This window comes from Pedobacter sp. HDW13, assembly GCF_011303555.1.
Classification (GTDB): domain Bacteria; phylum Bacteroidota; class Bacteroidia; order Sphingobacteriales; family Sphingobacteriaceae; genus Pedobacter.
Genome location: NZ_CP049868.1, coordinates 4,415,135 through 4,440,324, shown reverse-complemented (window position 1 = coordinate 4,440,324; position 25,190 = coordinate 4,415,135). Strand labels below are relative to the sequence as shown.

General features: G+C 39.3%; 13 protein-coding genes. 3 read left to right on the top strand and 10 right to left on the bottom strand.

Features of this window, described 5'->3' with window-relative positions:
- Nucleotides 1–14: 14 nt before the first annotated feature.
- The 9 genes from G7074_RS18865 to G7074_RS18825 form a co-directional block, all read right to left on the bottom strand.
- A complete protein-coding gene (locus G7074_RS18865) occupies nt 15–2,405 on the bottom strand; it encodes an ABC transporter permease (protein WP_124559592.1) in 2,391 nt (796 codons plus the stop codon).
- A gap of 190 nt (nt 2,406–2,595) precedes the next feature.
- A complete protein-coding gene (locus G7074_RS18860; RefSeq protein WP_166210545.1) occupies nt 2,596–4,977 on the bottom strand; it encodes an ABC transporter permease in 2,382 nt (793 codons plus the stop codon).
- Between the two features lie 69 nt (nt 4,978–5,046).
- A complete protein-coding gene (locus tag G7074_RS18855; RefSeq protein ID WP_166210542.1) occupies nt 5,047–6,777 on the bottom strand; it encodes an ABC transporter permease in 1,731 nt (576 codons plus the stop codon).
- Nucleotides 6,693–7,418 carry an ABC transporter permease gene (locus tag G7074_RS18850; RefSeq protein ID WP_166210539.1) on the bottom strand — a complete coding sequence of 242 codons (726 nt, stop codon included), beginning with the start codon at nt 7,416–7,418 and terminating at the stop codon, nt 6,693–6,695. Before G7074_RS18850 ends, G7074_RS18855 begins: the two co-directional genes overlap by 85 nt.
- 70 nt (nt 7,419–7,488) lie before the next feature.
- Nucleotides 7,489–9,864 (bottom strand): ABC transporter permease, encoded by a 2,376-nt coding sequence (locus G7074_RS18845; protein WP_124559589.1) that lies wholly within the window; start codon nt 9,862–9,864, stop codon nt 7,489–7,491.
- A gap of 86 nt (nt 9,865–9,950) precedes the next feature.
- The gene (locus G7074_RS18840; protein WP_166210536.1) at nt 9,951–12,311 is read right to left on the bottom strand and encodes an ABC transporter permease; all 2,361 of its coding nucleotides are present in this window, start codon (nt 12,309–12,311) and stop codon (nt 9,951–9,953) included.
- An 87-nt stretch (nt 12,312–12,398) separates the two neighbouring features.
- Nucleotides 12,399–14,768 (bottom strand): ABC transporter permease, encoded by a 2,370-nt coding sequence (locus tag G7074_RS18835; RefSeq protein WP_124559587.1) that lies wholly within the window; start codon nt 14,766–14,768, stop codon nt 12,399–12,401.
- Between the two features lie 277 nt (nt 14,769–15,045).
- Nucleotides 15,046–15,744: an ABC transporter ATP-binding protein gene (locus G7074_RS18830; protein WP_124559586.1), complete on the bottom strand. Its 699-nt coding sequence runs from the start codon at nt 15,742–15,744 to the stop codon at nt 15,046–15,048.
- Between the two features lie 171 nt (nt 15,745–15,915).
- Complete coding sequence (locus G7074_RS18825; protein WP_124559585.1) at nt 15,916–17,160, bottom strand: efflux RND transporter periplasmic adaptor subunit; 1,245 nt, start codon at nt 17,158–17,160, stop codon at nt 15,916–15,918.
- Nucleotides 17,161–17,389: 229 nt separating this feature from the next.
- Here G7074_RS18825 and G7074_RS18820 point away from each other — a divergent pair, with 229 nt between their 5' ends.
- The 3 genes from G7074_RS18820 to G7074_RS18810 all read left to right on the top strand — a co-directional run bounded on the left by G7074_RS18820 (nt 17,390) and on the right by G7074_RS18810 (nt 22,547).
- Nucleotides 17,390–18,760: a sigma-54 dependent transcriptional regulator gene (locus G7074_RS18820; protein WP_166210533.1), complete on the top strand. Its 1,371-nt coding sequence runs from the start codon at nt 17,390–17,392 to the stop codon at nt 18,758–18,760.
- Between the two features lie 277 nt (nt 18,761–19,037).
- Nucleotides 19,038–20,198 carry a PAS domain-containing sensor histidine kinase gene (locus G7074_RS18815; protein ID WP_240916352.1) on the top strand — a complete coding sequence of 387 codons (1,161 nt, stop codon included), beginning with the start codon at nt 19,038–19,040 and terminating at the stop codon, nt 20,196–20,198.
- A gap of 159 nt (nt 20,199–20,357) precedes the next feature.
- Complete coding sequence (locus tag G7074_RS18810; protein ID WP_166210530.1) at nt 20,358–22,547, top strand: bifunctional alpha,alpha-trehalose-phosphate synthase (UDP-forming)/trehalose-phosphatase; 2,190 nt, start codon at nt 20,358–20,360, stop codon at nt 22,545–22,547.
- Between the two features lie 744 nt (nt 22,548–23,291).
- On the opposite strand, the gene G7074_RS18805 is transcribed toward G7074_RS18810, so the two are convergent.
- Nucleotides 23,292–25,076 (bottom strand): glycoside hydrolase family 15 protein, encoded by a 1,785-nt coding sequence (locus G7074_RS18805; RefSeq protein ID WP_124562598.1) that lies wholly within the window; start codon nt 25,074–25,076, stop codon nt 23,292–23,294.
- Between the last annotated feature and the right edge of the window lie 114 nt (nt 25,077–25,190).

Here is a 25,190-nt window from a genome sequence, read left to right as displayed (position 1 = left end):
AACTGCCAATTGCTTTATTCGTATTTAAGTGCATCAATGGTATTGGCAACTGCAGCTTTATAAGAGCGGAGACTTACCGTAATTAATGTAATTACCATGGATATAACCATTGCCAGTGCAAACGGCCAGATACTGATATTAATCCGGTAGGCAAAACCAGCTAACCATTTCGACACAAATAAATAAGCCAATGGCCAGGCCACTACATTGGCAATAAAAACCATCATCAGGAACGAACCATTTAGCATTTTAACCAGCTCAATTGTAGATGCACCTAAAACTTTTCTGATGGCTACCTCTTTTGTGCGCTGGGTGGCAACGAATGAAATTAGTCCGAACAAACCGATAAAAGAGATAAAAATGATTACGCCTGCAAAAACTTCAAACAAGGTTCCCATTATCTTTTCTCCCTGGTAATAATTATTAATTTCATCATCTAAAAATGATTCGTTATAAACCGATTCGGGAAAGGTATTCTGCCATATTTTCTCTACCGTTTTCATTGTACCCATCATTTCTTTTGAATTTAATTTGATGGCAGCATAAAAAAACCTGGGTTTAAGTGCGCCTATCAAAATCGGATCGATCGCCTCGTGCAAACTTTTATTTTTAAAATCCTGTATCACACCCACAACCGGAGCTTTCATTCCACCCATCGAAATTACTTTCCCGATGGCTTCGTTAGGGTTTCTTATATTCAGTTTTTTTAATAAGGTTTCGTTTACCAAATACTCATTTACGGTATCTGATTTAACCAGATTTCTACCGGCAACAAGTTTTAAATCGAAGGTTTTTAAGTAGTCCTCATCGGCATTTTTTGTATTTATCTGAAAGTCTACATCTTTACCTCCATTGTAAGAAAAGGTATTTCCGTTGTTATTTTGAGATGAAGGGGCTGTACGGCAAAAACTTACTTCCTGGACACCCGGAACCTGCTTTAACCGTGCTTTGAAACTGGAAAAGCGTGGTGTAGTCAGGCTGTCGTTAGGCAAATCGACCATGGCAATGGCCGTTGGATTAAAACCAAGCGGCTGCTCCCTGATGTACTTCATTTGGCTAAGGATAACCAACGTACCTATAATTAAGGTAACCGTTAGTGCAAACTGCACAACAACCAAAATTTTCCTTAAACCCAGTCCACCTGTATTGGCTGCGATTTTATTTTTGATGGCCAGCGCCGGGTTAAAACGAGACATGACAACGGCAGGATAAAATCCGGCAAGGAAACTCACAAAAACAACCAGCCCTAACATGAAAACCAGAATAATGGGATGCTGAAAAATGCTGAAAGAGATTTTTGAGTTAAAAAGGCGCTGCATTCCGGGCAAAGCAATTTCGGTTAGCACACAACCAATTAGCAATGAAATAACTACTATGGTTAACGTTTCGGTTAAAAACTGTACAACAAGCTGGCTTCTCTGACTGCCCATTACCTTGCGTACGCCTACTTCTTTTGAACGGCTTACTGCCTGTGCTGTTGCCAGATTGATAAAGTTTATTGATGCCGTGATGATGAGGAAAAACCCGATTACAGCCAGGCCATAAAGTTGTTTCTTCGGCATAATTCTGCCCGAAAAATTCCCATACTTAGGATTGTAATGGATATCGTTTAAGGGCTGAAACAAATGTCCTTCTTTGCCTGGTGCCTTTTCTACATAATACTTTTTAATAAAAGCTTTTAAAGGTTCTGAAAGCGCATCGATCTTAATATTTGGTTTCAGTTTAAAGTAACTCTCAGAATTAGATCCAACCGAACCCCAGTTGGTTAAATTTCTATTTTTGAATGATTTATAAGAGAGCATAATCTTTAGCGGAACTGAGTTATTCTCTGCAACATCATCAATTACCCCACTAACCGTATAATTTATACTTCCATCAAAACTTAAACTTTTACCTAAAGCATTTTGCCAATCGCCAAAAAACTTTGTAGCCATCTCTTTAGATAACACTGCATTGCCGGGATTAGCCAATGAATTAAAATTACCTGAAAGCCAGCTGTAGCTGAAAATTTCAAAAAAATCGGGTTCCACATAGAATACATTTTCTATTGCTTTTAGCTTTTCCTTCCCGTTGTTATCTGTAATTTTAATTAATCCTGAGCCATTTTCTATCGCCGAAATTTTCTCCATGTAAGGTGAAAAATCATTGCGCATGGCAGGAGTAAGCGGCAAAGGAACACCTTGCGAAGAAAACTGGTTTCCATCGGCATAATCCCAGGTCGAAACTACCCGATAAATTCTGTCCTCATTTTTAAAACCCTCATCAAAACTCATCTGATAACGAATAAAAATAAAGATCAAAATACAGCTTGCCATCCCGATAGAAAGACCAAGAATATTAATGAGCGTATAACCTTTGTTTTTCCAGAGGTTGCGCCAGGCTATTTTTAGGTTAAGTTTGAACATTGTTTTAAGGTTGAAGGTTGGAAGGCCAGAAGGTTGAAGGACTGGGCGTTTAACCCTTATGCTTACCTATTATCAACTTACCCACCATTATTTATAATTTAAAGTTTAATTCAACATATTTTAAGATTAAAGATTGGGAGACAGGATTGGACATTAGAGCCGCCTACCTTCCTTTCCTCTACCTTTATCCTTATTCGTATTTTAGTGCATCAACGGCATTGGCTTTGGCAACTTTAAAAGTCTGCATGCTTACTGTTATCAGGGCAATGAGTACCGAGGTTAAAAGCGCCAGCAAAAAGGGCCATGGATTGATCGAAATTTTATAATCGTATTTCTCCAGCCATTTAGCCACAAGGATATAAGCCACCGGAATGGCAATCAGATTGGCTATTACCACCAGTTTCATAAAATCTTTGTTTAACAGGATCAGAATGTCAGAAAGATTAGCTCCTAAAACTTTACGGATACTGATTTCTTTGCTCCGCTGTTCGGCAGTGTACAAGGCCAGGCCAAGCAAGCCAAGGCATGAAATAAAAATGGCAAAGCCGCCAAACAGGTTAGAAAGTACGCTGAGCAACCTTTCGCTACGGAGTTTTTCGGCCATCCCCTGACTAACCATTTTTACTTCAACCGGATAAGCAGGATTTAAACGGCTGCTAACCGATTTTATCGCTTCAACAGAAGTACCTAACGATTGCGTAGGGTTTAGTTTAAGCAATAAAACCTTGCTGGTCTTGATGTTATAATAATAAACTGTTGGCTGTATTTTGGAAGCAAGAGATTCATTTGAATAATCCTGCACTACGCCTACTACTTTAAGCGGTGGATTATCGCCCCAATGAATCACAGTGCCAACCGGATTCTTTAATCCCATGGTTTTAACAGCGGTTTGATTAAGTAAAAGTGAGGTGGCAGTATCGGCAGAAAATTTAGGATCAAAATCTCTTCCCGCTACGATTTTTACACCGGTAGTTTTGGCGAATTCGAAACCAGTGCTTCTATAATTAATAATCGAAACATCATTTTTAGGCTTTCCGGGCCATGAAATATCGCCCGTAATAGAGCCGCCGCTGGTAAATGAGCCAGCATATTCTGTAGCCGAGGTAATAGCTCCTGCTTTTTGCAATTCATTTTTAAACAGTGCGAGCTTCTCCGGCTTGGCCCACTCGCCTTCCAGATCAATCTGAGCAAGCGCAGTTTGATCGAAGCCCAGTGGTTTATTTTTAAGGTGCTGAATTTGGCTGTAAATTACAATGGCCGAAATAATCATACAAATAGAAAGGCTAAACTGCACCACCACCAATGTTTTGCGGATAGAAAGTGAACCGGTGGAGCCTTTAAAACCTTTAAGTACTTTGACAGGAATAAAAGAGGAAAGATAGAAAGCAGGGTAACTTCCGGCAAGTAAGCCGGTAATCAATACCATCGAAAGTAACAATCCACAAAACTGATATGAACTGTAGTCGATCTTAATCGAAATATCAAGCAGGTTATTGAAATAAGGCAAAGAAACCTCGAGCGTAATAAAAGCAATGGCCATGGCCAGAACCGATAACAAAAGCGACTCGATCATAAACTGTCCCATGATGGTATTGCGGGTAGAGCCTAAAGCCTTACGTACCCCTACTTCCCTCGCCCGTTTTTCAGATTTAGCGGTAGAAAGGTTCATGTAATTGATACAGGCAATAAGCAACACGCAAATGGCTAGAAAAACGAATAATTTTAGCTGATCTATTTTACCGCCAGTCGATTCTCCATTATCAAATTTATCGTACAGATGGAGTTTAGCCAGTGGAAAAAGAAAAATCTGGTAGGTCATTTCCTTCAGGTTAGGTTCTTTGTTTACCACAAAATTTTTAATGGCTGTATTCGTAGCTTCTAAATTGGCATTATCTTTCAGCTGGAATATAGTTAAGCAGGTAATAGCGCCCCAACCATATTCTTTCTCTGCTGGGTTTTCCTGTTCTAGAAATGCCCATGGCTGTAAAATATCAAATTGAATACTTTGGTTCTTAGGCAGATCTTCAATCACTGCACTCACCTTCAAACTTATCTTATTGTCGTAAGTAATGCTTTGGCCAAGTGGATTTTGATCGCCAAATAACTTTTTAGCAGTAGAGGCATTGATTAGCACATTATGGGGTTCGGCCAATGCTGTTTCGGGATCGCCGTAAATAAATTTCTGATCGAGGATTTTCAGAAAAGCTGGATCTACACTCAGTGCTTCCAGCTTAAAATGGTTCTGATCGTGACTGTAAAGCCTGGAGCCACCGGGCATAGAAATACGTGCTGCGTTTTTAATACCTGGCAATTCTGTTGCGGCTGCATTAGCCAACTTATTCGGTACGGCCATTGTAGTAGCCAGTTTACCGTTAAATTTCAGGTTTAATGCGGCAAAATACACTTTATCTGCATTTTTATATTGCTTGTCGAAACTCCACTCGTAATTTACATACAGCAACAACATTAAACAGCAAGCCATGCCGATGGCCAGGCCACCTACATTAATTAACGTAAAGCCTTTGTGTTTCCACAGGTTGCGCAATGCGATTTTTAGATTTAATTTGAACATCGTAGGGTTAACTGTATAAATTGTTAAACTGGTTAATTGTGAATTGCCAGTTGAAAACTGTCAATTGGTTTATTCGTATTTCAAAGCATCTACCGGGTTAGCCTTCGCAGTTTTATAGGCCTGAAAGCTCACCGTAATTAAGGCTATCAATAAGGTACCCATAGCTGCCACAAGCATAATCCACCAGCTGATATCGGTATGAAATTCGAACTTTATAAGCCACCTGCCCATGGCATAATAACTTACTGGTATAGCAATTACAATGGCTACGGCAATCATTTTAAGGAAAGAAAGCGATAGCAACTGCATTAAATTGGCAACCGATGCACCCAAAACCTTCCGTACACCAAATTCCTTGGTACGTTGTTCAGCGCTGTAGGCAACTAACCCAAATAAACCCAAGCAGGAAACGAAAATAGCCAGGCCACCAAAGAGGTTAGATAGTACTCCCAGTGTTTTTTCGGTTTTATATTTATCCAGGTACAAAGTGTTTAGGAAATTTATTTCGACCGGAAAAGCCGGATTTAATGCCTGGGTAACTTTGCTTATTGTTTCGATGTTGCGCTGCAAGCCGTTTTCTTCGTTTAAACGCATGGTAATGTATCCGGTTCTGCGTGGGTCGAAAAATACAAGCATCGGATTGTTCGATTTATAAGGTGAGTCCCAAACGTAATCGTCAAACACACCAATGATGTGGTATTTATCGCCAAAAGCACTTACAGTTCTACCTACCGGATTTTTATAACCAAAAACCTTTACTGCCGAAGCACTTACTAATACGCCTACTGAATCGGAAGCGAATTGCTTTGAAAAATCACGTCCATCGGTTAGCTTAATTCCATTGGTTTTGATGAAATCGTATGTGGTAGCTACCTGATTAAATAATACAGTGTTGGTTGGTTTAGTCATTCCTTCCCAGGCCATATCCATGAAGTTGGAGCCATGGTGCGATAAACTTACCGACGACTGGAACATGGCAGAAACAGCGCCTGATTTAAGTAATTCGCTTTTTAACAGTTCGTACTTCCCTTTCAACTCGCCATCCTGCGGAATTTCGACTAAAGCATTGATATCGAAACCAACCGGCCTGTTTTTAATGAACTGAATCTGACGGTAAATAACAAGGGTTGAAATGATCAGAATAATGGCAAAACAAAACTGCCCTACAACGAGTACCTGCCTCAAACTAACCGACCACAATCCTTTTGCACCTATTTTTCTTTTAAGGGTTTGAACCGGATTAAAGGAAGAAAGATAAAATGCCGGATAACTTCCTGCAATTAAGCCTGTAGCAAATACAATGGCCAAAATTCCTATCCAACTGCTTACATTGAAATAAGATATGCCCAGGTTAATATTGAGTAAATGATTAAAGGCCGGCAGGCAGATTTCGAGCAGGGCGATGGCAATAACTACCGCAATAAATGTTAGCACCATCGATTCTGTTAAAAACTGGAGAATTAACGAACTGCGGTTTGCGCCAATGGTTTTCTTTATTCCTACTTCTTTGGCCCTTTTTTCTGATTTGGCCGTGGCCATGTTCATGAAGTTGATACAGGCAATTAAAAGGATGCCAAAGGCCAGGCCAATAAAAAGATATATCTGTTCAATAGCTCCGCCAGTGCTTTTTCCATCTTCGAATTTTCCGTAGAGGTGTAGTTTACTTAAAGGGAATAATGCCTGTATTTGGAAATCATCCTGGGTATTTGTTTTAATTACCCCATGATTTTTTTGTTTACAGCAGTTAAGTCGGCATTTTCCTTTAACATTACCAACGTGATGTAACTGTAATTCCCCCAATTAACCGATTTTGCGCTTTCATCTATCGATTCGTAAAACGACCAAGGCATTAAATAATCGAACTTATTCGAACTGTTTTCTGCCAGATCGTTAATCACAGCAGTAATATTCAGGTCGTACTTATCTTTAAACCGTACCACTTTATTCAAAACATCGGTATTACCGAATAAAAGTTTAGCTGTAGATTCGGTTAACACAATTGAATTTGGACTACTCAAAGCTGTTTTAGCATCCCCGCTGGTAAATTTATAATCGTACATTTTCAGGATATCGGGCTCGGCAAATTTTGATTTCCGTTTAAATGCGTTCGTACCATTTGCAATCAGATTTTCTTTGCCATAATCCATACGGGCAGTATACATTACCTCAGGCAAAGCTGCTTTTATTGCCGGTCCAAATGCGGTAACTGAACCTTCAAAAGTGCCCGAAATTTTCTTATTGTCGCTCTCAATGTTGGTCATGGTGGTATAAACCTGGGCCGATTTTTTAGCTTGCTTATCAAAATTCCATTCGTAGGTTACATAAAGCAACAACATTAAACAGGCAGCCAGGCCAATGGCCAAACCAATTACATTAATGAAAGAAGAGGTTTTGTTCTTCCACAGGTTCCGTAATGCGATTTTTAAGTTTAATTTGAACATCGTAGGGTTAACTGTATTAATTGTTAAACTGGTTAATTGTTAAATTGCCAACTGAAAACTGCCAATTGGTTTATTCGTATTTCAAAGCATCAACCGGGTTGGCATTAACTGCCTTTTTAGCCTGTATGCTTACGGTTATAATGGTTAATAAAATGGTAATCAATGTGGTGGTTACAAAGGGCAAAACAGGAAAATCGATCCGGTATGCAAAGGTTTTGAGCCACATATTGGTAATAACGTAGGCAATTGGCCATGAAATAACGTTGGCAATAACCACCAGGATAAAAAATGAACTATTGATTAGTTTGAGCAACTGCACATCGGTTGCACCCAATATTTTACGCACGGCAATTTCTTTTAAACGGCCATTGGTAATGTATTTGGCAAAAGCATATAAACCCAGCAAAGCGATAAAAATGGTAAGCACCGCAGCGGCGAAGAAGACAGACTGCAGCTGTTCTTGTTTTTTAAAGAGTTTACCGTAAAGCTCATCTAAAAACGCATAGCGAAAATCTTCTCCATCCAGTTTGTTAATTTCCGGCCATTGTGCTTTTAATGCTGCCAATGCGCTCGCCATTTTATTCTCTTCAATTTTAAGCATGATTTCCATCTTCGCATTTCCGCAAGGATCTTTAATGGCGTAAATGGTTGGCTGGGTGGCATTTTCGAAACCCTGGGCCTTAAAATCTTTAATTACCCCAACTATTTTATAATCGGTATGGCAACCGCTTATGGTTTGGCCAATCGGATTGGTTAATCCGTATTTGGCGGCAGCACTCTCGTTAATTACGGCCGAATTTGCTGTATCGGTTTTAAAGGATTTGGAGAAAAACCGACCTTCTTTTAACTTGATATCCAAGGTTTCGAAGTAATCGAAATCTACATCCAGGTAATCAATACTGGCTTGTACCCCATTTGAGGTATAGGTATTGGTTCCGTTGGCTGCGCCATTCGGAATTCCGGTTGCTACTGTTGCCGATTTTATACCAGGTATTTTTAACATGCGTTCTCTTACTGGCTCAAATTTGGCCGGGTTGTTAAACAAATTAATATTTTTAATGTAAACCACCTGTTCGGCTTTAAAACCCAAATCCTGACTACGCATGTATTTTAGCTGGGCATTGATAATGAACAAGCCAATAATAAAAATAACAGCAATGCTAAATTGAAAAACCAGTAAACCATTGCGTAACCAATAGCTTTGCTTGCTGGTAGAAAAATTGCCTTTTAAAACCAGTGCAGGCTTAAAACCCGATAAAACCATTGCCGGGTAAATGCCTGCAATCAATGTGATTAAAAGTAAAATTAAAGGCAGTTGCCAAAGCAAACCATTATCTACATGCCAGATAGAAAGCTTTAAAAGAAACAGGTTGTTAAAGCCCGGCAAAGCAAGCTCAGCCAAAATTAAGGCCAATATGGTAGCAGCAAAGCATTGCATTAAAATCTCGACCAGAAATTGTGTAGTTAACTGGAAACGATATGCCCCCATTACTTTTTTAACACCAACTTCTTTTGCCCGTTTGGTGGCCTGCGCAATACTTAGGTTAGTAAAATTAACACTGGCAATTACCAAAATCAGAACTCCTAAAACCGAAAGTGCAATCAGTATTTTATAAGGTGCATCGTTACCTGCTTTAGGTTTTAAATGCTGGTTTGATAAGGGATCTAAAAACGTAGAGATTCCTTTTATTTTATCAATCGTTTCCCGATCCGTTTCTTCTTTCAGTAACTCTGCCCGATATAAGCTGGTTATCTTTTCTGTTAAATTGGCAACATCAGTTCCAGGTTTAACCTGTATGTAGGTGGTGTAATTGTTATGGCCATAATTTTCGCCCTGCCCTATCTCGTTCCCAATTGAAATACCATCGAAAGTTACATTTGAATGGGTGTTATTTACAATTGAGCCATTAATCTTACTGGTTATCCCCATAACACTGCTTCCCACGATCACCATTTCAGGCTTATTATCTGTTTTATTTGGGAAAAGTGTTTTCATACTTTCCTTGCTTAAATAGGAAACACGTTCTTCATTACCCGCAGGTCTTTCCAGTCCACCAGTTGGTTTTAAATCTAGTATTTCGGCAGCAGCATAATCGGCCTGCATGAAATTATTGGTAAAAATGGTGTTTTTGCCGTTTTTAAGCACAAGTTCAAAAAAGCTACCTTTGGTGATACCTGCCTTTTCAACTTCGGGGAAGTGTTGTTTAATTGCCTTTGCTAATGGTGGCGGGGTATAATTGGTCTTAAAATCGGGGTATATCCGCCCAACAACATAAATATTTTTATAGTTCGGATTAGACTTATCGAAACTGGTTTCGTAAGTAAAATACAGCATTACTAAAATAAACGCAGCTAAAGCAATGGCCAAACCACCAACATTAATGGCAGTAATCCCCTTGTTTCTCCAAAGGTTACGCAGGGCTATTTTTAGGTTTAATTTGAACATTTTTTAGTTTTTAGTATCAGGATAAAAGTATTTAGTATCAAGACCGCAGTGGCTCACTTTAGTCTTTGGTCTTTTTGTTTTCAGCTTTACTCGTATTTTAAAGCATCAACCGGGTTAGCCTTGGCTACTTTTACCGACTGGATACTTACTGTTAAAATGGCAATCAGCACCGACAAGGTAATGGCAGCAATAAAAGGCAAAGCAGAAACATTAATTCTGTACTCATAAGCGGAAAGCCATTTATTGATAATGATATAAGCCAGCGGAAATGCAATGATATTGGCAATGGCCACCAGTTTAATAAAATCTTTATTCAGTAAAGTGAGGATATTGGCTGTACTGGCTCCCAATACCTTGCGTATACTAATTTCTTTTTTGCGCTGCTCGGCCATAAATAGTGCAAGACCAAGTAATCCTAAGCAAGAAATAAATATTGCAAAACCACCAAACCAGTTAGAAAGTGTGCCCAATAGCTGTTCGTTTCTAAATTTTGCCTTAAAATTTTCGTCCACAAACTTAACCTCAGCCGGATAAGATGGATTTAATTTTTTAATGGCTTCGCTAATCTGATTAACCGATGTTGTAATGTTATTTTTATCGTTTAAACGCATAATGATGGTGGTAGCGCGATCAGGATTCTGCGCAATAAGCAATGGCGCAGCTTTCTGATAAGGCGATTCCATTACATAATCTTTCAATACTCCGATAATCCTGATTGGCTGGTCCCAGCTAATCATTTTACCAACCGGATCTTTCATGCCCATTACCTTAACCAGTGCCTCATTAACCAGGACATTGGCAGTATCGACAAACTCTTTTGAAAAATCCCTTCCCTGCAAAATTTCCATTCCAGTGGTTTTGGTCAGATCGAGATTGGTAAACCTAAAATTTACTAGTACTTTGTCTTTAGCGTTTTTACCAGGCCAGCTTATGCCATAGGTATTGTTGCCACCGGCAGTTAGAGATTGGCTATACTCTGTAAAAGCAGTTATGGCGCCTGCTTTCATTAATTCATCTCGCAGTATTTTACGTTTTTCGGGCTTTGCAAACTCACCTTCGGTAGGAATTTGCACTAAATTTGTCCGGTTATATCCTATTGGCTTATTTTTAATGTAGTTTAACTGCTGATAAATTACCGCGGTACAAACGATTATACAGGCCGCAAACACAAACTGGAAAACCACCAGAAATTTACGGATGGATAAAGATGAACCGCCCGAGAGTTTAAATCCTTTGAGCACTTTAACCGGATCGAAAGAAGAAAGGTAAAATGCAGGGTAGCTTCCTGCTATGATGGCGGTTAGCAATGTTAAACCTAAAAATACTGACCAGAATTTATAATCGCTGTAATCGATCCCTAGCGTGATGCCTAACAGGTTGTTAAAATAAGGCAAACTAACTTCGATCAATACAAAAGCGACCATCATACTCAGCGTGGTAAGCAAAACGGATTCGAACATGAACTGACCTACTAGGTTATTACGTGATGAACCGATGGCTTTTCGTACTCCAACTTCGCGTGCTCTTTTTTCGGATTTGGCTGTAGAAAGGTTCATGAAATTAACACATGCAATAAGGAGGATGCAAAAGGCTAAAAGAAAAAATATCCGCAACTGGTCTATTCTTCCACCAACATTTTTGCCGTTCTCAAATTTATCGTACAGATGCCATTTGGAAAGCGGGTGCATAAAGGGCTCGCCTGTAGCCTCCTTATCATGTGCCTTAATCATGCCTTTTAGCTGATTGTTAACCCGGTCAAAAGTCGCATTGTCCTGCAGTTGAACAAACATCATACAGTAGTTATTACCCCAGCCACTGGTTTGGGTCCACGGATTTAGCTTATCGTACAGTTTCCACGACATGATATAATCAATCCCTAGAGTCGAATTTTTAGGGCGGTCTGCTATAACTCCTTCTACCCTTAAATTCTCTTTATTATCAAGCTTTACTGTTTTGTTTAGAGGATCTTCATTACCAAAAAGATTTTTAGCCAGGGTTTCTGATAAAATCACACCATCAGTGCTTTGTAAAAAGGTATTTTTATTCCCTTTTAAAACCTTATAATCGAACATCCTGAGAAAACCGGGATCGCCAAAAACTGCACTCTTTTTAAAGTTGTTCTGGTTGTATGACAGGAGCGTTTCTTCTGGGTAAGACAGGCGACTAACCTGCGCAACACCAGGTACTTTCTCGCTGATTTCATCTTTCAACTTCCCGGGAAAAGCCATAAAACTGAAGGTTTCTGTAGCTGTTTTCTGATTATTATACAATACATAAGTTTTGTCGTAATCGGTAAACTGTTTATCGTAGCCATATTCGTAGGCTACATACAATAGCAAAATCATACAACTTGCCAAACCAATGGCTAATCCGCCCAAATTAATCAGCGTGAAGCCCTTGTTTCTCCAAAGGTTACGTAAGGCTATTTTTAGGTTTAATTTGAACATTTTTCAGTCTCTTAGTATCAGGATAAAAGTATTTAGTATCAAGACCGTGGTGGCTCACTTTAGTCTTTGGTCTTTTTGCTTTCAGCTTTATTCATATTTTAAAGCATCAACCGGGTTAGCCTTGGCTACTTTTACCGACTGGATACTTACGGTTAAAATGGCAATCAGCACCGATAGTGTAATCGCAACAATAAAGGGCAATGGTGAAATCGAAACCCGATATTCGAAAGCGGATAACCATTTATTGATAATGATGTAAGCCAGCGGAAATGCAATGATATTGGCAATAGCCACCAGTTTAATAAAATCTTTATTCAGTAAAGTGAGGATATTGGTTGTACTGGCCCCCAATACCTTGCGGATACTGATTTCTTTTTTGCGTTGCTCGGCCATAAAGAGTGCAAGACCAAGTAATCCTAAGCACGAAATGAATATTGCAAAACCTCCGAACCAGTTAGAAAGCGTGCCCAAAAGTTTTTCGTCCTGAAATTTCACCTCAAAAGACTCGTTCACGAATTTTCGGTTAACAGGATAATTGGGTTCCATTTCTTTAACCAACTCATCTATTTTCTCCAATGAAGAACTGATATTCTGATTGGGGTTTAAACGGGCAATAATCATTGATGCATTATCTTTCGTATTTAAATAGAAAATCATGGGTGCTACTTTTTGATAAGCGCTTTCTACAACAAAATCTTTTACCACACCAACATTGGTTAACCTGGTACCCCAAAATTTAATTGTGGCACCAATGGGATTTTTTAGATTCATCATTTTAACGGCAGCTTCGTTAAGCATAACGCTACTTGTATCGTTCGGAAATTTTGCAGAAAACTCTCTTCCACTAATTATTTCTGTGCCGATTGTTTCAACAAAATCGTATCCAATGCCCCTATGGTTAAATGAAATCAATTCTTTCGGATTCTTTCCTTCCCATTCAATATTTGTAGTATTGTTCCCTCCTTCCGTAAAGTCTGAGCTGAAAAAAGTTACATTACTGGCTGCACCCGATTTTATTAATTGCGTTTTAAGCAATTCGAGTTTTTGCTGATCACGCAATTTTCCATCAACGGCTATCTGAATTAAGTTGGATTGATTATATCCGATGGGCTTATTTTTAATATAATTTAACTGCTGGTAAATCACCATCGTACAAACAATTAAACAGGCGGCAAAAACAAATTGCCCTACCACCAAAATTTTCCTGATCGATACGGATGAATCTGTTTTCAAGCTAAAGCCCTTTAATACTTTAACCGGCTCGAAAGATGATAAATATAATGCCGGATAACTACCTGCTACGAATCCGGTAAAAATCATTAATGCCACTAAGATTAGCCAAAATAAACTATTGTGGTAATCAATTGTGAGTTTGATATTTAGTATATTATTGAAATAGGGCAAACTAACTTCAACCAAAATAAATGCAAACACTGTAGCAATAAATGTGATTAGCAGCGATTCTAAAAAAAACTGACTTATTAAAGATCTACGTGTGGATCCGATTGCTTTCCGAACACCAACTTCTTTAGCCCTGCGCTCTGATCGGGCAGTTGATAAATTCATAAAATTTATACAGGCAATTAATAATATGCAAAAGGCCAGCAACAAAAATATCTTCAGCTGGTCTATTTTACCGCCTACTGATTTTCCGTTTTCAAAATCGGCATACAAATGCCATTTAGTTAAGGGATGAAGTAGTGCTACAGAAACAATTTCCTTATTATGTCTTTTGTAAATGTCTTTTATATCTGCATTCGCCTCAGTAAATGCATTATTATCTTTTAGTTGTACCAGGGTAAGGCACATGTTGTTCCCCCAGTTAGCCTCTTTTGCCCAGGTTTCTCTTTTTTCGAATAATTCCCAGGGCATAATGCACTCAAAATTTATACTGCTATTGGCCGGCACATCATCTATTACTGCTTCTACTTTTAAAACATCCTCATTTTCTAACTTTACAGTTTTATTGACAGGATCTTCATTGCCAAATAATTTTTCGGCGTAAGATTTAGTAAGGATAATGGTATTTATATCTTTTAAAGCCCTGGCTGAGTTACCTTTAATAAATTTATAATCTAATATTTTAAGAAAATTCGGATCAGCATATACAACTCTGCTGCTTATCTTTTTTTCGCCGGCAGTGATTAAATTCGTTTGCGGATAAGTTGAATGAGAGGCATATTTTACTCCGGGTAATTTTTCCTGCAGCTCGCCGGCCATTACATTGGGTGTCCACGACCAGCTGAAGGTTTTACCATTAGCTACCACACTTTGATAAACTACATACGTTTTTTCGTTATTTGTAAACTGCTTATCGTAACTCCACTCGTAAGCCACATATAGAAGCAAAATCAGGCAACTGGCCAGGCCAATGGCTAATCCACCGATGTTGATCAGTGAGAATCCCTTGTTTTTCCAAAGGTTGCGTAAGGCTATTTTCAGGTTTAATTTGAACATATTATTTGTATCAGGTAGTTAGGGTACTTTAGGTAGCAGGTGTTTAGTAGCGAGTATCAAGTGGTTAGTAGCAGGTAGTTAGTATAAAGTATCAAGTAGTTAGTATCAAGTAGTTAATATCAAGGGTTGAGCAGCGATAGACTTTCTCTTGCCTGTCCCAAATCTCCCCATCCGGGAAGATTGTTGGGTGGCTATCATTAAACTAAACTAAAATCTTTTTTAATGGCTGAAGGCAGAAGCTTAAAGGTTGGTATAACTTGACCTTCTGCCTTCCTTCCTATATCAGCTCTTCGTTTCTACTCTTGTTTATCTTTTCCGAAATTACATGGCCATCTTTCAGGTTAATAATCCGGTTAGAAAAACTGGCATCATGGCTCGAGTGTGTTACCATTACAATAGTGGTTCCTGTTTCGTTTAACTCACAAAGCAACTCCATCACTTCGTTACCGTGCGAGCTATCCAGGTTCCCGGTAGGCTCATCGGCCAAAACCAATTTAGGCTTGGTTACTAAAGCCCGGGCTACTGCCACACGCTGCTGCTGACCACCGGATAACTGTTGCGGAAAGTGCCCGCTACGGTTTACAATGTTCATCCGCTCAATAATTTCGTTAACCAGTTTCTTGCGCTCGGTTGCCGGAACTTTATTATAAATTAAAGGCAGTTCTATATTTTCAAAAACAGTAAGTTCATCAATCAGATTAAAATTCTGGAAAACGAAGCCCATATTTCTTTTGCGGAAATTGGAACGTTCTCTATCGTTAAGCGTTAAAAGCTCGGTATCAATAAACTTGTAGCTTCCGCTTTCTGGTTTATCTAACAAGCCCATTACGTTTAAGAGGGTAGATTTTCCGCAGCCTGATGGCCCCATAATGGATACAAACTCGCCTTCTTTTACATGAAGATCGATCCCGTTAAGGGCTGTTGTTTCTACTTCTTCTGTTTTGTAAACTTTTTCCAGTTTTTCTATTTTAATCATAGCTTTTAGTATTGAGTATCAAGTGTTGCAGGGCTAGTAGCAAGTATTTTAGTAGCAAGTAACTAGTAATAAGTATTTAGTAGCGATTACCTGGTATTTAGTAGCAAGACTTGATTATATTGTTTATTTAATTTTAAAATTTCTGCCAAAGGCTTATCGCAATCGCTTATCTTATTTATTAATCTCTACCTGATCGTACTGGTTAAATTGATCGTAAGAAGAAGTTATTACCTCATCGCCTTTCTGCAAACCATCCAATATTTCGTAGTAGAGGTAGTTTTTCCTTCCAATTTTCACATTTTTCTTGGTCGCTTTGCCGTTGTTTACCACAAACACCCACGAGCCGCCTGTACTTTGAAAAAACTGCCCTTGCGACAAAAGCAACGATTTACTGTTATCAGACAAGGTTAACTTGGTTTGCAGTGATAAGCCACGACGTAAACCATCAGGTGCGGCAGTTTTAAACACCATTTCTACCTGAAACTGCCCTGCTGTAACCTCTGGTATTACTTTACTCACGGTTAAATTATAGGTTTTACCATTAAATTCGCAGGTAGCGGTTTGCCCTTCTTTTACCCTGTTAATGTAATATTCATCAACGCCTGCCTGCAATTTATACCCTTGCAATACATCAATCTTTCCGATCATTTCGTTCGAATTGTAAGATTTACCAATTACCGGATCGTAAGAAGACAATTTACCTGAAACGGGTGCCTTGATCGTCATATTTTCGATGTTTTTCCTGATCATTTCCAAACTCTCGTTCATTTGTCCCATCGATTGGTCGATTTGTGCGAGTTGCATTTTTCTGCTTTGGTTTTCCTGGGCAATAGCCTGTCTTACAATTTTACGTTTGCCCTGGTAATACTCGTAATCCTGACTCGATTTGTTAAATTCCTGCAGCGTAATTACTTTTTTACTGAACAGGTTACTATCCAAACGAAACTGTCTTGTCGCTGTACGCAGGTTATTTTCAACATCCAGTAAATCCTGGTTTAGCACCCTTTGGTTTTGCTCCAAATCCAAACGTGATTTACGCAATTGGTTAATCTGTTCGGTAGCTGCTGTTTGGCTCGAAGTGTAACTTAACATCGCATTCGAATTAGAGATCCGTAACAGTGGCGTACCTTTTACTACCGAAGCACCATTTTCGGTAAAGATTTCGGCTACTGTTCCGCCTTCTGATGAACTTACAATTACCGAGGTTAGTGGAACCACACTGGCATTTAACAAAACAACATCTTCAAAATCGCCAAACTCTACTTTGCTGATGGTTAATTTATCGGCATCGGCACTGTATACTTTCTTTAGCGATAAGGTGTAGCCATAAATTACAATTGCCACAAAAGCAACGGCGCCGCCTATCATCAATAAGGTTTTTCTGCTAAATCTTTTCTTCTCTATTTTCTTGTCCATGTGTTCGCTTGTACTGTTCGGTTTCTCTAATAACCAAGCTTGTGCCAAAACCCAAAAACACAATTAAAATACTAATAATCAAATATTTAAAAGTTTTCACTATTTTAACCTGTTCATTATCGAACAGTTTATGTGCGGGAGCGGACAGTTTAGTTAATTTTGTCTCACTCCCCCAGGAGAGGGATAGTAAAAAAGAATATATGTATAGTAACTTTAATAGGGAGAGGTTATGTTAGACGCTACAGTTTTAATTATCGATGATGATGACGACATTCTATTGAGTGCGCGTTTATTTTTAAAGCAACAGGTTAAACAGGTGATTACCTGCAAATCGCCGAAAGAGATCAATGTTTTACTAAGCAAAAACGAAGTCGACATTATCCTTTTAGATATGAACTATCAAAAAGGTGCAAGCGATGGTCGCGAGGGGCTGTACTGGCTCGAACATATTTTATCGATCGATAAGGACTATGTGGTCATTTTAATGACGGCTTTTGGCAACGTTGAACTTGCCGTAAAAGCAATTAAAAACGGGGCTACCGATTTTATCTTGAAGCCCTGGGAAAATGAAAAGCTTTTTGCCACGATCTCAGCCGCATCTAAACTCCGCGAATCGACCCGGAAGGTTAAGAAACTCGAAAAAATACATTCTTCTCTGCAAAAAGATATGACCCGTGGTTTTGATAACATTGTAGGTCAGGCCGAAGGAATAAAACATTTACAAAACACCTTAATAAAAGTTGCTCCTACGGATGCCAATGTGCTTATTTTAGGCGAAAATGGTACCGGAAAACAGGTTTTTGCTTACGAAATACATGGAAACTCGCAACGGAAAAATCAGGTATTTATGCATGTTGACCTGGGCTCGTTAAATGAAAATTTATTTGAAAGTGAGCTTTTTGGTTACGCCAAAGGAGCCTTTACCGATGCACGGGAAGATAAACCCGGCCGCTTTGAACTGGCAGATGGAGGTACCATTTTTTTAGATGAGATTGGCAATTTAACCCTACCGCTTCAGGCCAAGTTATTGAGTGTTTTGCAAAACAGAACCGTTACCCGCTTAGGCGAGAGTAAAGAGCGTAAGGTAAATGTGCGGTTAATTACAGCAACCAATATGCCCCTTGATGAGATGGTGGCCAAAAATACCTTCAGGCAGGATTTATTATTCAGGATTAATACTGTTGAGTTATTGCTGCCGCCTTTACGCAAACGCGGCGGAGATATTTTGCTCCTGGCCAATCATTTTATGCAGGTTTTTAGTTCTAAATACCACAAAGAAATCCGTAATTTAAGTGCTAAGGCACAAGAAGTACTCCTAAATTACAAATGGCCAGGCAATGTGCGTGAGCTGCAGCATGTTTTAGAACGGGCGGTAATTATGAGTGATGGAACCGACATTTCTGAAGCGGATTTACAGTTAAGTCCGCAGCGATTTGCGCAGAATACTGCCTTGCCTGATGAAATGGCTTTAGAAGATATGGAGAAAATGATGGTGCAAAAAGCAATTGACAAGCACAAGGGCAATATATCAAAGGCAGCAGCCGAGCTGGGCCTAACCCGTGCCGCATTGTACCGGAGAATTGAGAAATTTGGAATTTAATTGGAGGTGGAGGGTAAAATGGCAGAAGGTAGTTTTCGCTATGCCCCTACCTTTAAACCTTCTTCCTTTAACCTTAAAATATGTTCTACAAACGCTTTACTTTTCGTTTAATATTTCGCCTGTTGGTTATCAACCTGCTGGGTTATCTTTTGTTTTACCTCATTAGTAATACCCAACTCTGGTTTACTATTATTGGTGTTTCATTTGTATTGCTGGGGCCATTATTTCCCTTTATTACTACATTAACGAAATCCGATCAGATATTAAACGCTTTATATTGGCTGTAAAAACGCGCGATCATACCTTAAATTTCAAGAATAAAGCAACAAAAGGTAGTTTTCCGGAGCTATATGAATCTTTTGGCGAAATCCTGCTGGTACATAAACAAATCAGGCTGGAGCAGGAAGCCATGTTTCAATTGATTAAAACCATACTTGAGCAGGTTCCTGTTGGCGTAATTGTGATCAATAATACCAAAACAGCCGAAGAAAACGAGGAAATTGCCTTTTTTAACCAGGCAGCCTCCAACTTATTAAGCATTCCGGCTTATAAATACTGGCACAGGTTAAAACAGCACCTGCCTGCCTTTGCCAACGAAATAGAGCACATTGTTCAGGGCGGAAAAAGGTTTTTGGAATTAAAAATACAGGATAAACTCATTCAGCTTTCTACTGAGGTTATTCCACTGAACCTATATGGGAAAAACTATACCATAATCAGTTTTCAAAATATAAAAGATGAAATTGAGCAGAAAGAAACCGAAGCCTGGAACCGGTTAATTGGTGTTATTTCGCACGAAATCCTCAATTCCATTACCCCAATCAGTTCTTTATCCGATACCATTAACAGCATGGTGAGCGACAAGGAAAACCTCGACATGTCTGAAATGGAGGATCTGAAAACAGCCTTGCAAACGATCAAAAGACGTTCTGCCGGTTTGCTTGATTTTGTAAAAGATTACCGCCTAATTGCCGAGCTGCCCACACCAAATCTCGAATCGCATACCATTGGCGAAATCCTGAAGCACATCAAAGTATTAATGCAGCCTTTTGCCAGGGTAAAAAATGTAGTGCTGGATGTAGAACAAACTTCATCCAAAATTACTGTTCAGCTCGATTTAAAGTTAATTGAACAGGTACTGATCAATCTGATTACCAACAGCATTTATTCGGTTGAGGAAACAGCAAACCCGCACATTTCGGTAGCTTACCGTTTAGAGCATACCAAATTATATATCGATGTGAGCGATAACGGAAAAGGAATTGAAGCAGCCGACCTCGAGAAAATATTTGTGCCTTTTTATACCACCAGAAAAAATGGTTCGGGCATTGGCCTTACCATTAGCCGCAACATTATGAAAATGCATCGCGGTAGTATAGAAGTTATATCTGCACCAAAAGAACTGACTACTTTTTCGCTTGTATTTAATTATGTGTAAACAACCGAAACTGTAGCTATAGTGCAACAACAGCAGTTAATTTTCAAAAGCAACGCCAATAATCATATTTCGCTCAATCATCTGAATGTTTTTTAACCTAAAAATTCAAACAAAAACAGTTTAACGGGCTTTATTAATGTAGATACATTAAATATAAGCATGAAGACAGTTATAATATCGAACAGACTACCCGTTAAGATTATTGAAGAAAATGATGAGTACACGTTTATCCCAAGCGAGGGTGGCCTGGCCACCGGGCTTGGCGACGTTTATAAATCGGGCAATTCCATATGGATTGGTTGGCCCGGAATTGAAGTGCCAGAAGAACGGCAACAAGTAGTAACAGCTAAACTTGCCAAACTTAACCTCTACCCCGTATTTCTTACACAAGATGAAATTAACCTTTATTACGAAGGCTTTTCGAACGAAGTTTTATGGCCGGTTTTTCATTACCTGGTTACTTACGCCCATTACGAACAAAGTTATTGGGATTGTTACCAGTCTGTTAATCATAAATTTGCTACTGCAGCTTTAAAAGTACTTGCTAAAAAAGATAAAATATGGATACAGGATTACCAATTATTACTTTTACCAGGCATATTGCGTAAGCATTTACCGCAATCAACCATTGGTTTTTTTCAGCATATCCCCTTCCCCTCTTACGAAATATTCAGGTTGATTCCCTGGCGGGACGAACTTTTAAATGGTATGCTCGGTTCCGATCTAATCGGTTTCCACACCTACGACGATGTACGCCATTTTTTAAGCACAGCCACCCGGTTACTTCCGGTAAACTCATCGGCCAACATCTTAAACAGCAACGAAAGGCAAATTGTAGTTGAGGCCTTTCCGATGGGCATTGATTTCAATAAATTTTCTGAACTAACCTCGCGCGATGAAGTTCAAAAAGAAATCGAATATTTCCGCAAGGGTAAAGAAGATGTTAAACTGATTCTTTCTATCGACCGGCTCGACTATAGCAAAGGGATTTTAGAACGGTTAAAAGCACTCGATCTCTTGCTGCAATTGCATCCCGAATACATTGGAAAAATAGAGCTGTATATGGTGGTAGTGCCCTCGCGCGATACTGTTCCGCAATATCGCGATTTAAAGGAGCAAATCGATCAGTTTGTAGGTAACCTGAACGCCCGTTACCGTTCTATTAACTGGATTCCGGTTAATTATTTTTACCGCTCTTTCCCTATCGAAGTACTTTCGGCACTATATGCATCTGCCGATATCTGCCTGGTTACCCCCATGCGCGATGGCATGAACCTGGTGAGCAAAGAATACGTGGCCAGCAGGCAAAACAATGATGGTGTGCTTATTCTGAGCGAAATGGCAGGTGCTTCGAAAGAATTAACCGATGCAGTAATTGTAAACCCCAATAACATAGGCGATATTATGGAGGCCATTGTTCTGGCCTTAAAAATGCCTTTAGCAGAACAACAAACCCGCATGAAAGCCATGCGGGGTATTGTACAAAAATTTAATGTTAAACATTGGGTCAATAATTTTATTTTAAGACTAAACGAAGTGAAAAATTCGCAACAATCATTATTAACCAAACACGCAGTAAACCTGATCAACGAAAATATTACCAGGCATTACCAGCAAACAGCCAATCGTGTTTTATTTCTCGATTACGACGGAACCCTGGTTGATTTTACCGGAAATATAGATGATGCATCGCCAGATGAGGAACTGTATGAACTGATTAAAAAACTAACCGGCGATGAAGCCAATAAAGTGGTAATTATAAGTGGAAGAAGAAATGAAACACTGGAAAAATGGTTCGGACATTTAAAGGTAGATATGATTGCCGAACATGGTGCCTGGCAAAAAACACAAGGCGATAAATGGAATTGCCTGCCCCTTTTAACCGACCAATGGAAGCAGGAGATGAAAGCCATTTTAGAAACCTATATCGATAGAACGCCCGGTTCTTTTATTGAAGAAAAAAGTTATTCGCTGGTTTGGCATTATCGCAAAGCGGATGAAGGGTTGGGCGAATTGCGGGCGAATGAAATTGTGAGCCATTTAAAAATTTTAGCAGCCGATAAAGGTTTGCAGCTGATGCCGGGCAACAAGGTTATTGAGTTTAAAAATATGGAGGTAAATAAAGGGAAAGCCGCTTTAAACTGGCTTTACAATAAACATCCGGATTTTATACTGGCGCTGGGTGATGACCATACAGATGAAGATATTTTTAAGGCCTTACCTGATGATGCTTTTACGATTAAGGTTGGCAATAACATATCAGAAGCCAAATATTACCTTAACGATTATAAAGAGGTGAGGAAATTATTGTGGAGTTTAGTTAAGGAAGAATTTGTGGAGCGGGGTTAATCTTTTACCGATCGGTGTACACCATATTGTTCGGAACATCATTTTACACTAGCTATCGGTGTCATCACCGACAACCACGGATTAACATACCTACAGTAGCCCTATCTGCAAAACGATACTCCCTTATTTCTATAGATGGAGATACTAACCGAGGATAAATGCCTTATTAATATTTTATTTTAACCATTTAAAACTTTTGTGACATTTTTTTTTGTGACCGAAAAAATTGTCACAAAAAAAATTGTCACAACTTTGTGGCGGTTTTTCTTATGTGCGCAAAAGTTGCCACAATAATTAAACGTTGGTTCGGTATGCAATCCGGTCATTCCCGTGAAAACGGGAATCTTAAAGCAAAATAAATGTGTAGCTAAGGCATTAGGATTCCCAGTCAAGTTGGGAATGACGATCAAGTGGTGGGTCGATTAATAATCCCATCCTGGATTTCCCCTTTGAAAAGATTTAAAATGATTTGATCCGGCTACACAAACCCGTCATTCCCGTGAAAACGGGAATCTTAAAGCGAAATAAATGAATAGCTACAGCATTAAGATTCCCAGTCAAGCTGGGAATGACGATCAAGAAGTTGGCCGATTAATAATCCCATTCTGGGTTTTCCCCTTTAAAAAGATTTAATCCGTCCTTCGACAGGCTCAGGATGACAAGCTAATCTTGTTTCCCAAAAACCATAGGTTGGTCGGGATTTGTAATCCCGACCTCGTAACTGTGGATTTATAATCCACATTATTATAAAAATATCGGCCTATCCAGCTTAATTGCAATGCGGTAGGCGGCGTTCATTAACCCCACATGACTATAAGCCTGAGGAAAATTACCCCATTGGCTACCAGTTTTGGCATCTACATCTTCGCTAAAAAGCAATAAATGATTACAGTATTTAATGATATTTTCAAATTCTTTAATGGCTTCGTCCGTTCGGCCAACGCAGGCCAGCGCCTCTACATACCAAAATGCGCAGATTAAGAAAGTAGTTTTAGGTTTTCCAAAATCATCGGCATGCAGATAACGATAAAATAAACCATCTTCGGTTTTAAGCTCTGCTTCCAATGCTTTTAAATGATCTTTGGCTTTATCAGATGCAGGGTCGAGGTAATTCATCATAATCAGTTGCAGTGTACTGGCATCCAAATGTGTGCTGCCCACGGCATTGGTGTACACCTTCCTTTCCGGATCGTAGCAAGCTTCGATATGTGCTGCAGCTTTATCAATTAAAATTTGTGCCCGGTATTCGAAATTCTTGTTGCCAATGGTTTTGGCCATTTTTAGGGCTGCCTGCGCCCCTGCCCATTGAAACAGGTTACTGTAGCAATGCACATTGGCAATGTTCCTGAATTCCCAAATCCCTGCGTCCTTTTCATCAATGGTACTTTCAATTTTAGATAAAACACTTTCTATCCATTTTACCGAGTCGCTCCGTTCGGAAAATACAAAGCGGTGATCGGTATACAACGGCAGCATTGAAATTAAAACCTGACCATAAATATCGTTCTGAATGTGTTCGTAAGCCTGATTTCCAATTCTGATGGGTTGCTCGCCTTTATAACCTTCCAGATGATCTAATGTCCTTTCGGTAATTTTCCTTTCGCCGGCAATGCCATACAGTGGTTGGTAACGTGTATCTTCTGCATGCGAAATATCGGAAAGGTAATTAAAGTACTTCTCCATTTCTTCGAAGTGACCGATGTGGTTGAGTGAGGTAAGGACATAGTGCGAATCGCGCAGCCAGCAATAGCGGTAATCCCAGTTACGGGTGCTCCCCGGCGATTCGGGCAAACTGGTTGTACTGGCGGCAATTATTGCTCCGGTATCTTCGTACTGATGGATTTTAAGCACCAGGGCTGAACGGATAACGAAAGGCTGGTAAAAGCCAGCTATGGAAGAGTGTTTAATCCACAATCGCCAGTAAGCAACCGTTTCGCGCAGGAAATTTTCTGCGGTACTTACAATTGGTGCTTCCAGGTCCTGTCCGTAAGTCATTACCAGATATTTGGCCTCGTTAAGCACAAATGCTTTCTCATCAAGAATATAAGTTAATGAAACATTCGTACTTAAACGGATATTTTCATCGCAACCTGAATAATCTATGTGGTTGCTCCCGCGACTCACCGTCATCGCATTTTTACCATAATTGCAAACTGGTTTACATTTGATTGTTATCCTTGGATTTCCGCTTAAGGGTTCTATTTTGCGGATCAACATTAAAGGCTTAAAATACCTTTCGTATAGGTGAAAGCGCGGGGCAAAATCGGTAACCCGGTATGCACCATCTTCGGCTGTAATTTCGGTACGCAATACATTGGTATTTTCGACATAGTACTGGTTAGATGAAAATTCGCCTTGCGGCCGAATGGAGAACTCCCCTCCTTTTTCATTATCCAATAAACTTCCGAAAACGAAAGAACTATCAAAACGTGGCCAGCAAAGCCATGATATATCGGTGTTTTTATTTACGTGGGCTAAAAAAGCGCAATTTCCTATTATTCCGGTTTGATATAAATGCTGTTCGGGCATAAGCTGTTTTTTATGTGTTTATAAATTAACAAGCCTATACCAAAAATGTTGGCAGGAATATAAAAAAGCTGTTTCAGCAGCTATCAAGCGTGCAGTAAGGAATGAAACAGCAAG